This window comes from Lactococcus garvieae subsp. garvieae (assembly GCF_029024465.1).
GTDB lineage: Bacteria > Bacillota > Bacilli > Lactobacillales > Streptococcaceae > Lactococcus > Lactococcus garvieae.
This window is the reverse complement of sequence record NZ_CP118950.1, coordinates 1,139,742-1,153,625: the sequence shown is the minus strand read 5'-3', so window position 1 is coordinate 1,153,625 and position 13,884 is coordinate 1,139,742. Positions and strand designations below refer to the sequence as shown.

16 protein-coding genes, 1 other RNA gene and 1 pseudogene are annotated in these 13,884 nt (G+C 35.6%); 9 read left to right on the top strand and 9 right to left on the bottom strand.

Going from position 1 to position 13,884, the window contains the following annotated elements; all coding sequences use genetic code 11:
- Nucleotides 1–38: 38 nt before the first annotated feature.
- Together PYW30_RS05740 and PYW30_RS05735 are read right to left on the bottom strand one after the other, a co-directional pair.
- Nucleotides 39–1,619 (bottom strand): sensor histidine kinase, encoded by a 1,581-nt coding sequence (locus PYW30_RS05740; protein ID WP_014024938.1) that lies wholly within the window; start codon nucleotides 1,617–1,619, stop codon nucleotides 39–41.
- Nucleotides 1,588–2,286: a response regulator transcription factor gene (locus PYW30_RS05735; protein ID WP_004256833.1), complete on the bottom strand. Its 699-nt coding sequence runs from the start codon at nucleotides 2,284–2,286 to the stop codon at nucleotides 1,588–1,590. The genes PYW30_RS05740 and PYW30_RS05735 overlap by 32 nt, the downstream gene beginning before the upstream one ends.
- Before the next feature lie 175 nt (nucleotides 2,287–2,461).
- On the opposite strand from PYW30_RS05735, the gene PYW30_RS05730 reads away from it, so the two are divergent.
- The 5 genes from PYW30_RS05730 (at nucleotide 2,462) to ssrA (ending at nucleotide 5,038) form a co-directional block, all read left to right on the top strand.
- Nucleotides 2,462–2,797 carry a putative DNA-binding protein gene (locus PYW30_RS05730; protein WP_004256834.1) on the top strand — a complete coding sequence of 112 codons (336 nt, stop codon included), beginning with the start codon at nucleotides 2,462–2,464 and terminating at the stop codon, nucleotides 2,795–2,797.
- A gap of 24 nt (nucleotides 2,798–2,821) precedes the next feature.
- Nucleotides 2,822–3,010, top strand: coding sequence for a PLDc N-terminal domain-containing protein (locus PYW30_RS05725; RefSeq protein ID WP_017370945.1), 189 nt, complete (start codon nucleotides 2,822–2,824; stop codon nucleotides 3,008–3,010).
- Nucleotides 3,003–3,890, top strand: coding sequence for an ABC transporter ATP-binding protein (locus tag PYW30_RS05720; RefSeq protein WP_042218321.1), 888 nt, complete (start codon nucleotides 3,003–3,005; stop codon nucleotides 3,888–3,890). Before PYW30_RS05725 ends, PYW30_RS05720 begins: the two co-directional genes overlap by 8 nt.
- Complete coding sequence (locus tag PYW30_RS05715) at nucleotides 3,887–4,636, top strand: hypothetical protein (RefSeq protein WP_014024936.1); 750 nt, start codon at nucleotides 3,887–3,889, stop codon at nucleotides 4,634–4,636. Before PYW30_RS05720 ends, PYW30_RS05715 begins: the two co-directional genes overlap by 4 nt.
- A gap of 45 nt (nucleotides 4,637–4,681) precedes the next feature.
- Nucleotides 4,682–5,038: a transfer-messenger RNA gene (ssrA, locus tag PYW30_RS05710) on the top strand.
- A 148-nt stretch (nucleotides 5,039–5,186) separates the two neighbouring features.
- On the opposite strand, the pseudogene PYW30_RS10705 reads toward ssrA, so the two are convergent.
- Both PYW30_RS10705 and PYW30_RS05695 read right to left on the bottom strand, forming a co-directional pair.
- Nucleotides 5,187–6,201, bottom strand: a pseudogene (locus PYW30_RS10705) (tyrosine-type recombinase/integrase).
- A gap of 123 nt (nucleotides 6,202–6,324) precedes the next feature.
- A complete protein-coding gene (locus PYW30_RS05695) occupies nucleotides 6,325–7,014 on the bottom strand; it encodes a hypothetical protein (protein ID WP_016170922.1) in 690 nt (229 codons plus the stop codon).
- Nucleotides 7,015–7,947: 933 nt separating this feature from the next.
- Here PYW30_RS05695 and PYW30_RS05690 point away from each other — a divergent pair.
- On the top strand, nucleotides 7,948–8,628 hold the full coding sequence (locus PYW30_RS05690; RefSeq protein ID WP_042218316.1) for a CHAP domain-containing protein: 681 nt from the start codon (nucleotides 7,948–7,950) through the stop codon (nucleotides 8,626–8,628).
- 161 nt (nucleotides 8,629–8,789) lie between these two features.
- On the opposite strand, the gene PYW30_RS05685 is transcribed toward PYW30_RS05690, so the two are convergent.
- Both PYW30_RS05685 and PYW30_RS05680 read right to left on the bottom strand, forming a co-directional pair.
- A complete protein-coding gene (locus PYW30_RS05685) occupies nucleotides 8,790–8,948 on the bottom strand; it encodes a hypothetical protein (RefSeq protein ID WP_023889446.1) in 159 nt (52 codons plus the stop codon).
- Between the two features lie 105 nt (nucleotides 8,949–9,053).
- Complete coding sequence (locus tag PYW30_RS05680) at nucleotides 9,054–9,593, bottom strand: YagU family protein (protein ID WP_014024869.1); 540 nt, start codon at nucleotides 9,591–9,593, stop codon at nucleotides 9,054–9,056.
- A 367-nt stretch (nucleotides 9,594–9,960) separates the two neighbouring features.
- Here PYW30_RS05680 and PYW30_RS05675 point away from each other — a divergent pair, with 367 nt between their 5' ends.
- Entirely contained in the window at nucleotides 9,961–10,311 is a 351-nt protein-coding gene (locus tag PYW30_RS05675; RefSeq protein WP_042218314.1) for a YxeA family protein, read from the top strand.
- A 116-nt stretch (nucleotides 10,312–10,427) separates the two neighbouring features.
- Nucleotides 10,428–10,775, top strand: a complete 348-nt coding sequence (locus PYW30_RS05670; RefSeq protein ID WP_042218312.1) for a YxeA family protein — start codon at nucleotides 10,428–10,430, stop codon at nucleotides 10,773–10,775.
- Nucleotides 10,776–10,854: 79 nt separating this feature from the next.
- Here the strand turns inward: PYW30_RS05670 and PYW30_RS05665 are convergent, their stop codons facing one another.
- Nucleotides 10,855–11,598, bottom strand: coding sequence for a hypothetical protein (locus PYW30_RS05665; protein ID WP_042218309.1), 744 nt, complete (start codon nucleotides 11,596–11,598; stop codon nucleotides 10,855–10,857).
- Nucleotides 11,599–11,814: 216 nt separating this feature from the next.
- Between PYW30_RS05665 and PYW30_RS05660 the strand changes: the two genes are divergently transcribed.
- A complete protein-coding gene (locus PYW30_RS05660) occupies nucleotides 11,815–12,690 on the top strand; it encodes a cation diffusion facilitator family transporter (protein WP_042218308.1) in 876 nt (291 codons plus the stop codon).
- Between the two features lie 402 nt (nucleotides 12,691–13,092).
- Here the strand turns inward: PYW30_RS05660 and PYW30_RS05655 are convergent, their stop codons facing one another.
- The gene (locus PYW30_RS05655; protein WP_042218306.1) at nucleotides 13,093–13,524 is read right to left on the bottom strand and encodes a DUF1398 family protein; all 432 of its coding nucleotides are present in this window, start codon (nucleotides 13,522–13,524) and stop codon (nucleotides 13,093–13,095) included.
- A gap of 185 nt (nucleotides 13,525–13,709) precedes the next feature.
- Nucleotides 13,710–13,865, bottom strand: coding sequence for a hypothetical protein (locus tag PYW30_RS05650; RefSeq protein WP_016170924.1), 156 nt, complete (start codon nucleotides 13,863–13,865; stop codon nucleotides 13,710–13,712).
- Between the last annotated feature and the right edge of the window lie 19 nt (nucleotides 13,866–13,884).

Genomic DNA, 13,884 nt, shown 5'->3' with positions numbered 1-13,884 from the left:
AAGAAAAAAGACTCTCTTTATAGAAGTCTTTTTTCTGTTTATAAAGTAACAGTAAATGTCGTTCCTTTACCCGGAACGCTGATTACCTCGATGTGTCCTTGAAGTTCTCGGACGTTTTTGTCCACGATAGACAAGCCTAGACCAGTTCCTGTGACTTGGGTACGGCTTTCATCTACACGGTAGAAACGTTCAAAAATACGTGATTTTTCAATTTCTGTTAAACCAGGACCGTTATCTGTGACGGTGAAAACAACTTTTTTCTTGTTTTGATGGAGGCCAACGTAGATTTTTCCATAATCATCCGTGTATTTAATCGCATTTTCAATTAAATTTTCAAAAATGCTATGAACCATCTGACGGTTGGTAACTTGAGAGATGGGAGCAATATCTGTCTGAAGTGACAAGTGCTTTTCATCAAGCAAGGGTTGTGAAGTGTTTAAAATCTCCTCGACAAGTGTGGCAAGATTAATTTTCTTCTTGTCGATATGAATATTTTGTTTGGTTAAAAGAAGCGTGTCTTGAACGAGTGCAATCAAGCGTGAGCTTTCTTTACTGATAATGTGGGAAAACTCATGACGGTCTGCTTCAGAAAGTGTGTCATCTTTCAGTAACTCAGCAAATCCTTTAATTGAAGTTAAAGGTGTCTTCAGTTCGTGACTGACATTAGCAATCAGTTCATTATGGGCATTTAGTGTTCGCTTAAATGCTGTTATATCAAGTAAAGTAACCAAGAAGCGGTTGTCCAAGTCTGGTAAAGGCGAGATACGTACTTGATAATAAGCATTAATGTTCTCAAAGTAAAAGTTCTTCTCTTGTGTTGTCGGATTAAGCATCTTATCCACTAAGAAACTCAAAAAGTCAGCATAAGGGCTGAAAATATCAAGGTTGTGTGTATCCGCAAATTCATTTTTAAACGAAGCGTTTGTTTTACGAATTTTTCCTTTAGCATTGTAAATGAAAATAGGAAATTGGAACAGTTCAATGAATTCGTAAATATTCTCTTTCTTTTCACTGTGCGATAAAATTTGATTTTGGATGTATTCGCCCAGAGAATTTAGCGCTAGAGTTACTTTATCATCGTTTTCGCTCATCAAATAACTCTGCGTGAGAGGGCTACGTTCGATGTTTTTGATTTTAGCGACAATATCTTGAGTGAAAAGATAATTACGTCTGGCATGAACAAAAACGTAAGAAGCACAGGCAAGGTAAACAATCAAAGCAAAGCCACCGACCATCATGTTGGTAAACCAAGGTGAAGTGCGACTGTCTTCAGCGTGAAGGTAACCTGTTATCACACCGTCAACACGGATAGGGCTTGTAATTTCAATAGAGTGACGGCTAACAGATTGTGCATAGTCTGCGCCCTCTTCAATCTTTGCGGTCTCCTGGTTGTGTGTACCTGCAGGAAGATACTGAAACTTGTTAGGAAGCGCAGAATTTGGATTTTCTGCGAGGAGCGTTTTCGTAGTATCAATGGTGTGCAAGACACGATTAGTATCTGTTTTTAGAATCTGAATGTTGAGAAAAACAAGCAGAATCACAGTCGCAACAAGATAAATGATTGTCGAGAGGACAATATTTTTTAGCTTAATCTTTTTCATCAGAGAAGTAGTACCCAAATCCTCGTTTTGTTTTTATAAATTGATTGTCTAACTTTTTACGAATTTTACTGATTAAAACATCAATAGTTCGCGTTTCGGCAGCGGAAGAAATCCCCCAAAAGTGCTGCAGCAATTCTTCACGCGAAATCACATCGCCTGAGCGCTCAATTAAAAGTTCTAAAATTTCAAATTCACGTTTAGTTAGCTCTAAAGGTTGTCCATCAAAGATACAAACTTTTTTAGTGAAATCAAGCTCCAATCGGTCAAATTTAATACCAGATTTTTCCGCGGATTTTTCGTTTTCAATCGTTTTATTATAGTGCTGGTGGCGTCGAATGAGCGCATTTACTCGGACAATAATTTCTTTCATAGGTGTTGCTTTGTCCAAGTATTCATCTGAACCTGAATTAAGACCAGTCAGTTTCATTTCTTCGTCATCACGCGCGGTGAGTATCAAAATAGGTGTAAAATTTTGCTTTTTTCGCAAAATTTCCGTTACTTCAATACCAGAGAGTTCGGGCATCATTAAATCCAGCAAAATTAAATCGTAATGATTTCTCTTAGCCTTATCCAGAGCTTGTTTGCCATCACTGACAGTTGTAACTTCAAAATCGCTCTGTCTAAAATTATAAGAAAGTAAGGTTAAAATCGAACGATCATCATCCGCAATTAAAATCTTTTTCATTCCTCTATTATAACAAGCTTTTATCTGAAAACAAAGCCTAAAATCTGGAAAGATGTCCTTATGATTATAACGATAATTATGATAAAATTATAAAAGATAACGGACAATTAAGTTATGAAAAAGGATGAAAACAAAGATTAAAAAATCAGTTGTTTTCTTAGAATATTAGGAAATTATGGAAATCGAAAAAACAAATCGTATGAACACCTTGTTTGAGTTCTATGCGACACTTTTGACGGATAAACAGATGAATTATATTGAACTTTACTATGCGGATAATTATAGCTTAGCTGAGATTGCTGAGGAATTTAATGTTAGTCGTCAAGCTGTATATGATAATATTAAGCGGACAGAAAAAGTATTAGAAGGCTATGAGGAGAAGTTGCATCTTTTTTCTAATTATGTGGTGCGCAACCAGTTGATCGATGAGCTTTTAGCAGAATACGCGTCTGATCAACACTTAACAACACAGTTGCGTGAAATTCAAAAAATTGATGAAGATGAATTTTAAAAGGTAAAGAATGGAGTGTACAAAATGGATATCCGTATCATTGTTCCATTGATTCTACTGGCTTGTCTCTATTTAGGGGCTTGCTTTTACAGTATTTTTAAAAGTGCGCATGTTAAACACCTGCCAAAATGGGCTTGGGCCCTTGTCTGTATCATTTCGATTCCCTTAGGCGGAATTCTTTATTTTATTGTAGGAAGGGACACATATGAATAAAATCATTGAAATAGAAGACTTGACGGTTTCTTTCGGCAATTTTGATGCTTTAAAAAACGTGACGTGCTCAATCAGTGCAGATCCGGGTATCATTGGTTTGATTGGCCCTAATGGTGCAGGAAAGACAACCTTAATTCATGCGATTTTAGGACAACATAAAGCGAGTCAGGGTGAAATTAAGCTTGCCAATCAAGCTTTGGCCTATTGTCCGGACACACCTGAATTTCCTGCCTACCTTACCGCAACAGAGGTATTGCAACAAAGTTGCGCCTTGAACGAAAAAGCAGAAGATCCTCAACAAATTGAGGCAACCCTCGAAAAAGTCGGTTTGTCAGAGTATCCCAATAAGAAAGTTGGGGGCTATTCACGGGGGATGAAGCAACGTTTGGGAATTGCAGTTGCGCTCTTACTTGATCCAGTTTTGATATTTCTAGACGAACCAACAAGTGCTCTAGATCCTATTGGTCGCATTGAGATTTTGCAACTGATTACTAAAGTATCACAGGAAAAAACGGTGGTTGTTTCCAGTCATCTTCTCGCAGATATTGAAAACATTGCCGATCGCCTCCTTGTTTTAAATCATGGCGAACTTATTTTTCAAGGCACACTTTATCAGTTCATTGAAAGCAGCCAGATGGACGAGTTTGCAGAATTAGAGATTAAAAGTGAACTAGTCAAACAGGAAGTCATGGATATTCTTCAGGTAAATGATATTGAATTCTATCCTGAAATTACGGGGAAATTGATGATTAAGAGTGAGTACACAGAGAAACTACTACAAATTTTCCCGGATATTGGGCAAAAAATAAGTACTTATCGTGCTACAAGCAACAGTCTTGAGATGGCTTTTGAGCGTGCAATTACAGGAGGAGAACAGTGAGAAGATTAATTCTTTTGGAAACGAAAATGTGGTGGCGCAATAGCCGTCTCCTCATTCTTTTCTTTTTATTTGCTTTTTTTGGCATTACCTCACCCGTTTTGATTTATTATATGAAGGAATTTCTTGCAACTTTTGGAGGGACAGAAGGGACGATTATTCTCATGCCAGACCCCAATTGGAAAGCTTTGATGGAGTCGTATTTTAGTAATATTTCTCAGATTGGCCTTTTTGTTTTGGTTTACTTTACTGCGGATACTTTTAAGTTGAAAAAGGAGAGTTCACTCGGGCTTTATTATTCAACCGTAGCCCGGAATTCGATTATCCTATGGACGCCTAAGCTTTTCCTTGCCTTTTTAGTCACTCTAGTGAGTAACTTGGTAGGTGTGGCAAGTGCCACATATGTAACCTGGGTTTTCTTTCCTGAAATTGAGTTGAGCAGGGTACTCTCGTCGAGTTTGGTTCAAAGCCTAGCTCTACTTACCTTGGTCATATTTGGCAGTGCTGTTACTGTTTGGACACGGAAGGCATTTCTAGCAGTTGTTTCTACAATTGTACTGATGGTAGTGAGTTCGATCATTCAGACACTGAGTGATATTTCCGAATGGTTGCCCCTCAGTTTGCTCTCTCCAATCAACGTGTTAAATGCGCCTGGCCAAGTTAATCTTGTTACTGTTGGCATTTGTGTTGGCATTATAGTCCTCTCGATTATGGCCATTTTAGTACGACCATTGCGCGTGAAATATTAGGTGACTTGTGCTATAATTAATGTCTGGAAGTTATTCCACCGTAACGGGGGCGTTACGGATTCGACAGGCATTGTCGCGCATGAACTGCAACTGGTGGTGATGTCACCTAAATCCATCGCAGATAAATATAACTGCTAAAAATAACACTTCTTACGCACTCGCTGCCTAAACACCAGCTTGCGTAGCTGATGATCGTTCGCCGATGGCGGCCTGAAGCTCTAAACCTCAGTCGGATACGTTTTTATGGTGGCTTTACATAAAAAAAGAGATTTTAAAGCACCGCAAATTTCTGCTGTTTGAGACTGGCTTTGGAAATTTGTTAAACTAGAGAAAGTCCTATGGTTGTAGACGTTGATGTAGCAAGGTGTCTGGACAGGGGTTCAACTCCCCTCGCCTCCATTGTATGTATAACTACTTTATTGTAGTTTAAGAAAACCGCTCTGTTGAGCGGTTTTTGTTTTTTATTTTAATTTATATTTTTGTACTTTGACAAAAAGTGATAACTAAATTGATAACTAAAAAATAAAAAAACTAGCTGAAGAAGAGCTAGTTAAAAATCAATGTACTCGGAGAATTTATCCCCAATATTATCTTTGGCATATTCAGTTATTTGAGTATCAACGTTCATAGTAGTTTTTAAGTCAGAATGTCCTAATATATATTGAACTTGCTTTAAACTCATGCCTGATTCAAATAATAAACTTGCATGAGTATGACGGAAGGCGTGTATTCGAATAGGTTCAATCTTTTTATTTTTTGTAATTTCCAATAACCACTTCCTTGGTTTCGAAAGAGAAAGCATTCCTCCTTTTTCTGATTCAAAAATACGAGGAGAGGTTGGAAATTCTTTATGCAACTTATCAAGTATCTGGCAAGTTTTTATATCTAGACTTAATAATCTATTTGAATTTGCTTTAGGAGGTAAAGTTTCATAACCTATTGGAGAATGAGAAACGACTTTGTTTATGTCGAGCGTTCCCTTTCTATAATCATTCCATTCAAGAGCTAGAAGTTCACCTTTCCTTATTCCAGTGAAAGCTGACAATCTGAAAAGTGCTATTTTTTAATATCATTTGTTTCTTCTACAAAGTTCATGAATTTTTAGCTCATCAGTATCATAAAAAATCTTTTTTTCATCAACTTTTTCTTGATACTTTGTGATGTCACAGGAGCTGCAGGATGAGCTTGTATGTAGCCTAAAAGGGCAGCATGGTTAAATACTTTACGAACCCATTTCAAAAAGCTTACGAGCATGCTTAAGCTTTTCAAAAACTGGCAAAATTCGTTTATCGAAAGCACGAGTTGTTTTATACTATGTGCTATTTTGGACTTCTTTTTCATAAACAAGAAGCCATTCATTCTAAAGTTCTCTAAATGTCCTTTCACTTTTAGGCACAGGATTATTAATCTCTTCTTGAATACAATGTAAGGCTGTTCGAGCTTCCGCTTTCGTTTTGAAACCACTTTTTTCGGCATATTGTCTCTTAACATTCTTTTTTTCGATGTACGCTTTAAATTTGTAAGAAGTAGTCCCATTTTTCTTTTTATAAAGATTTTATATCCATAATTGATTTTAACCTCACTATACTCTATAATAGAGTATATTAAAACAGCTCTAAAAGAGCTGTTTTTAAATTCATTGTTTAATCCCTCCTTGCCGTCCAAAGCTTTGGGGCGGATTTTTTTATTTATTCTTTAGAAGAATGACGTAGATTTTGATTTAACGCAGCTTGTTCAGTCATAACAATAATTTGAGATTGATTCACTGGATTTCCTACTTTGTTACCATAGTCGAGAAGTGATTTACGACTATACCAGTATACTTTTGAGTCTGTACCGGCTACATATACAGTTGTAGTTGATGGATCAGCAGCATACCAAGCTATTCCTTCATATTTCCATCCACGAGAAGCCAAAATATTTTTTTCGTAGGCGTCCATTGTAGTGAAATGTGCTCCGATGCCTGCCGCGGGGTTATATAAGCGATAAACAGCTTTAGTAGATTTTGTTTGAGAATAGAAAGCGACACCCTCGTTTCTCCATCCATTTTTAGTTGTTAGTACCTGAGCTTCATAATTGTCAGATGTGTAAAGATGTTCTCCCGAACGAGGATTGTAAACACGTAAAATCGCTTTTGTTCCTTGTCCTGGATTACCTTGTGCTCTAAAATTAATACCTTCCTGCTTCCAATCTCTGGAAATTTTGGGCAATGATTGATACTCATTTTTGCTAGCTGTATATAAGTGCTCCATTGATACTTTATTATACAGACGGTACACATTTACAGAGTCTGCTTTAGTATTAGTAGCAAATACTAAACTAGCTGTTAAGCTGGTAACAGCAATGGTCAGTAAAGACAGGTTTTTTTTCCATTTCATAAAATTTCTCCTTACCCTTTTAACGTGGTTAGCGCACGTAATATTCATTTAAATAAATCTTATACCTTTTTTCCATATCCGGGAATAAGGGCTTTTTTATTTGTCTTTTTTCTTTACCTGTAGTACGAGCTTTTAAGCTTTTTTTGATACTTGGTTTTCTCATTCCAAATTTAATATATGTCCTTTTCTATATAAAGGCATAATACAATTTTAACACATTCTTAAAAATTTCGACTGTTTTATCATAATTTTCGTAAGGTAAATTGTATGCTTCAAGAAATTGATAAGTGTTTATCTACTCAACAATATCAAAATATGAAATATAGTCGATAACGTATTCCTTAGGTGATATTTGCTAAGGTCTTTCTGGTTGTTATCCTCTTTGTTTAACTCATTTATGACTTTTTTGTTAACTTTACCAAGAAGAAAAAAAGAAGTGTTACAAGGGCATACAGATATTTCAATGAACTTTTGAAAAAGCTCAAAATTACCCCCATCAGTTAGGAATATATCTGATAGAAAAAGAATAGCTACTTTATTTGTTCGTTTCTCTTGAGAACCAGTGGTATCACATTCTCCAAGGAGAGGATCGTATGTTCGAAGAAATGATTCAAAAAAATTAGAGATTCAGTTAGAGCTACAATTCTTGACTGTTTACATGATTTTATATCTGAAGATAGTAATTTTAGTTTAGTACTTTCAAAAAAAGAAGTTGTGGAATTATTAGGTTTTAAAGATAATAGATAGTACAGTCAGAAAATAGTACGATGCTTTTAAAAAGATACTGAGAGAGGGGGAAGGAGAGAAACTTTATACTGATTTCATTTTCCGTTTTTTACCTAAACCAATTAAAAATCGGAGGGTATAATAAAATTAAGATAACTAAGAGGCCTCTAATTATCTTAAAAGAATAAAAAATAAAGGAGGTAGGAAATGGCAGACTTATTGGCATTAGCATCAGCTAAGCTTGGCCAAACTGTAGATATGGATGGCATGTACGGTGGTCAATGTATGGACTTGATTGTCTATGTTGTTCAAACTGCATATGGTGTTCATATGGGCGGTAATGCTATTGATACTGGGAGTGCAAGTAATATTGCTGCTTTGCAAAATGCAGGAGTAAAAGTTCAACGTATTACAAACCATGGAGAACTCCAACGGGGAGATATAGTAGTCTTTTCGGATGGAAGTTACGGTCACGTTGCAATCGTCGAAGAACCTACACGCCCAACACTTGTTCAACAAAATATGAATGGACGACAATATGTAACACGAGATAGTTTTGCATGGTCAGAATATATTGGCTTGTCGTTTGCATACGGATTACGTTTAGGAGATTCTACTCCAAAACCAGATCCAGACCCACAACCAGAGGAGGAAGAAGAAATGATTAAATTGACAGTAAGAAAAGATAACGCAGGCGGAGGTACAACTGGGTATCTCTATAATGGGGCATTTGTAGTAGGTGGTAGTACTGGTAAATACAATACTATTTATCAAAAATTAAAAATGATGGAAAATGACGGTTTGATCAAACCTATTAAAAATGAAATTTCTACGGCTGAATACCAAGCATTATGTGAAGTATATCCATCACATAAAAACAATAAATAAAGTTAAGTAGCTAAAGTTGGTCTCATGGTCAAGGTTCGATTCCTTGATTAGTTATTACAAGTGCTTACAGGGAGTGCTTGATAAAAACTATTAAATTTAAGCTGCCGTAAATGGTGGCTTTTTACATACAAAAAAGCGCCCATTCAAATAGGCGCTGTTAGTTATGCTATCGCTTCTAAATTATACACGGCTTCTTCAATGGTGTTGCCGAGACTACTTAATGAAGAAGTAGCGTCTACCAGAGAAGCTATAAATAAATTCGTTGAAGTATCTAGAGATACTGTGTATTTGAAGTTTTTAGTGTTATTAGTGAATGTCATATGCATTCCCCTTTCTTGTTTCTCTTCGAAAGGACACTATAACGAATATAACGAAATTCTATTCTTATTGTAGCACAATAAACTTAAAACACAAATTTAATTTACTTAAATGTTCGTTAAAATTCCACTGCTATCTTTTGATATTAAATAATAAAGACAGGCAGCAATCGACCAGGCCCAAACGATATGTCCAAAGAACTCTGAGAAGTGTTCAGCAAACGGCTGTTTCCAAGGTGCAGGAATGGTTTTCATAATAGGCAATAAAACGATGTGCCAGATGAACCAGATGATGATTCCATAAGCAGCTCCTTGCCAAAGGGCAATGCATGGCCAATATTGTGCAATAAAAATAAATAATGTAGCAAAGAATACGGAAAAACTAAAATGTAAGATTAAAGAAAACCAATATACTTTTTGATCACGTGAATATAAAACATAAGCATGCGTAAGTGAAGAGGGTACTCCAAATTGCTCCAACATACGCTGGGGTGGATTCGTGGCATTTCTTTCAGAAGTTCTCGGTGGTAGAATTGCTTCCCAACCAATCTTAACCATTCCGGAAATCATGCCTGAAATAAAGCCATACCAGATACTTAGAAAAATTACTTCTTGAAGAGAAGCACTAGGGATAGTGAATGAAAACATAGAATAACTCCTTTTATTGTAATTTATATTTTAACAAAAAAACTTTGCAAGATTGTGTGTTAAAACTTCATAAATAGATACACTCCCACGCAGCAGGAGTTTATCTATTTATGCAGTTGTGATTGAATAAAGAGCAAGTGAAGTCAGATAATCCTTTTGAACTATTAGAGTTTTATTTGCTTTTTTATCCGTTCTTTAAATCTTGAGAGGCAAATTTAGTTTAAGTATATAAATTAAAAAATACACTCTCACAAAGATATCAAGAAGACTCAAGCTTGATTATTACAATAATGTAAGGATATTTTAGACAAATTTGGAGTAAAATAATGCTAACAACTTAATGTTGTGTGTTGAATGGAAAAATAAAATGAAAAAAATATTGTTTGGTTTTTTAGGCATACTCTTAATTTTAGATATTGGCTTTTTTTGGAAAAGTCTTAGCTATACACAAACGATTTACTTTGCCCATGTGCAAGGGAAGGTAAATGCGAAAACACATAAGAATACGGATGGGACTTTAGACAGTCAATATAATTATACGGTAAGGGGAGTCAGTTCTAGAGGAGATGTTCGAGAGCTTCATCTTAAAACAGATCATCAAATCCATGTGGGAACTTATCTGGAAATTCATGCGGCCAATAAAAAGGATGCAAACAGCTGGGAAACAAGGCAAGAGTATGAAATCCCTCGAACAGCACTAAATAAGCTTGAGGAATAGTGGATTTTTCACATTTAATGAAGAGTGAAAATTACTTTCTTAAGAAAATGTAAGTTATAACAGTAAAAATAACAGTAAAATAGTTTTATAGAAGAAAAATAAATGAGGTATGAAATATGAAAAAAGTATTAGTGGGAATTGTGGCACTTGTATTGATTGTTGTCGGTGGAGGTTATGCTTGGTATCATACAGCATATGGTGGCGACAGTTACTATGTGCATATTCAAGAAGATGGTGTTGCTAAAAAAGAAAAAGACGATTCGGGGCAAGAATTTACGAGGTACTATTATACGCTGACCGGCTATGATGAAAAGGGAGAAGCAAAAGAAATGGAATTCACTGGAGATCATAATCTTAGACACGATGCTTATTTAAGACTCGTATATAACGATAAGAAGGGGGTCACGAGCTGGGAAGAAGTCCAGAAGCAAGATGTTCCTCAAAAAGCACTGAATAAAATTTAGGAAATATACTTAAAAAAAATCTACGTATATATAACGTAGATTTTTTGAATTTATAATATAGGAATAATTCGACAAGAGGTTATTCGGCCTTGGGATACGTATTTGTTGCTACATCATAAGTAACAAGGTAAATGGTGCCATCAGGTAAAACTTTGTATAAACCAACGGTTCCGCTTCCACCATTTGCTCGCATTTCTTTTGAAAAAACTTGGATTACAAAAGAATCTTGCGTGTTCACAGCATCAAAATAAAAATCCTCTGGATTGGAAAGATAGCTTTTAAAATAATTAAGTACAGTATCCTTCGTAAAATTATTGCTGTCAAGTTGGGCTGCTAAAGTAAAATCAGAAGAAGTACCAGCATTATCTGTAATTCGAATTGTTTCAATCTTATCTGCTGTTGCATTAAAGTTGATCTCTACTTGTCCTTGATTAAAAAGATAAATTTGGTTAAAGGGTTGATTTTCAGTCTTAGATTTAAAAGTACTTTCATTGATAATGACAGAGCCAATATCTTTTCCGGTATGAGAATAATATTCAATATGGCCTTTTGTGATGATTAGAATATCGTTGCTGCTGTTTTTATAGAGTCCATGAAAGTTTGAATAGTCTCCTTTGGAAAACTGTTCTAAAGCTACAGGATAACTTTTTGGCTGTTCACTTGATGCGACATTATCTTGAGAAGAACGAGGGGCAGATGTTGAGGAGGAAGTGCGAGTACTTGACTGCTTATCTTGAGCAAAATTGGCAGTGTTCTCTTTTTTATCCGCTCCGCAACCAACAAGTAAAAGTAGTGGAATAAATGCTAATATAATTTTTTTCATAAATTAATCTCCTAATTATAGTATACCATAGATGAAAAGAGTACGCTTTCTTTTACTGTAAGAAAGTCATTTAATAGAAGAAAAGTAAAAATAGAGGAGCAATCCAAACAATAATGTTCTAAATTCTCTTGATTAAATTAAAACAACATTTCATTTTGTTTTTACAATCGTCGATGATACAATAGAAAGGTTACTTTTTTTCAGAAGGAGAAGGATATGGAAAATAAGAGATACAAAGAACTGAAAATCGCTGAGAAAGGCGCGTGGATTAGTATTTCAGCATATATCATTTTAGCCTTTACAAAGATATTTATGGGAATATTTGCAAATTCGGAAGCCTTGCGTGCGGATGGCTTGAACAACTTTACAGATGTGATTGCCTCAATATCCGTACTTATAGGCCTGAAACTTGCCCGAAAACCAAAGGATGATAATCATCGTTATGGGCATTGGAAATTTGAGAATATTGCGAGCATGATTACGTCTTTTATCATGCTTATGGTTGGGCTCGAAGTTTTATATTCTTCTTTTGAAAAGATTGTAAATAATTCTTTTACACCACCAAATCCCTTATCTGCGTTAGTCGGTATCGGTTCTGCTTTGATCATGGTGGCTGTGTATATCTATAACAGCAGATTAGCGAAAAAAGTTAATTCGCAAGCCTTGATGGCAGCAGCAAAAGATAATTTAAGTGATGCTTATACATCAATTGGTGCGGCTATAGCAATCGCCGCCTCTTATCTTCACTTTTATATTTTAGATACGATAGCGGCTTTTATTATTGGTATTATTATTATCAAAACGGCTATTGATATTTTCAGAGAGAGTAGTTTTACGTTATCGGATGGTTTTCCTGAAGAAGATTTGGAAAAGTATAAGAAGTATATTTTAGAAATTCCTGGGGTGAGGGGTGTCCCTTTTCTTAGAGGAAGAACTTATGGTGCCAATATTTTTCTAGACATCGTCATCTATGTGGATGCTCAACTTTCGGTTGCGGAAAGTCACTTGATTACTGAAGAAATAGAGCGGCAGTTGTCCGAAAAGTTTGAAGTTTTTGATGTTGACGTACATGTTGAACCCTTTTCCGACTAAAAAAGCACCGGTAAATGACCGGTACTTTTTTATTGCTTACATGATAGGTAAGAGTGAAGTGAACATCATCATTCCAAAAGAAATAATGATGAAAAGTGCAATTGCTACTTTAATAATTGAGGTAAATAAAATTTTAACCATTCCTTAATTCTATCAAAAAGAAAGAAGATAAGCAAAAGAAGATTAGAACTTTTTAAGCAATAAAGGCTAGCATTTTTGTGCCTATATAAATCAGAAGAAAGAGGCATACTGCCAAAATAAGCAATGCTTGAATTAATGCTTTAAAATAAATTTTTAACATAGATGAATTTTAACAAAAATGGCAAGGAGAAGCAAAACTTCTGTGATAATAGTTTATCTTATGAAGAGATAAAATACATCATGCGCTGCACACTCCGTAAATCAAAAAGATTCGGTAGATGAAACATCAATAGCAACACTGGGGTAGCTTTCTTGATAGACTTGGTCAAATGCTCCAAAATAACTCATCTGCCGTGTAGTGAAATCCACCTCATATCGGATGATACCCGCTTTCCAAAGCGAAGCCAAGAATTCAGAGAAGGAAATTTTACCAGCTTGGTTTGCACGAATGTTTTGGACCAGAGCAATTTGATCAAAATCTGGGCAAGGCCCAACACGCCCGATTAAAGGGTTTCCTGGGTTTACGAGTGAGCCCGTTTCCGAAAAATAAAAACTGTCTCCAGAAGGAAGATGCCATGTATTTTTTACAATTCCTTCCTGTCTTAAGCATTCGGCCAGATAGGGGAAGCCCTTAGATTCAGCACCGACATGGTTTGCTTTGAGCATCGCTCTTTGAATATTTTTTGAAATCATGTGTACAATCTCTTTTCTATTCAGATATCTATGATGCCATTAAATCATAATTTAGGGAAGAAGTAAATCTTTGAGGATATATTTGGGGGAGGAAAATTAGCTTTTTGAGTACAAAAAAAGGCATCTACTTAAACGTGTGAAGTAGATACCATCACGAGGAATATTCATCCATTGCTATGAGCTCCTTATGCTAATTCTTCCAAGTTGTGCATTGCTTCTTCGATGGTACGACCAAGCCCATAAACCGCTGGATCATTAGCCAAAAATACTTTAAAAATATCTTTTGAAGTATCCAAAGATACAGTATACTTGAAATTTTTGTTTTTGTTAGTGAATGTCATAATGCATTCTCCTTTCTCT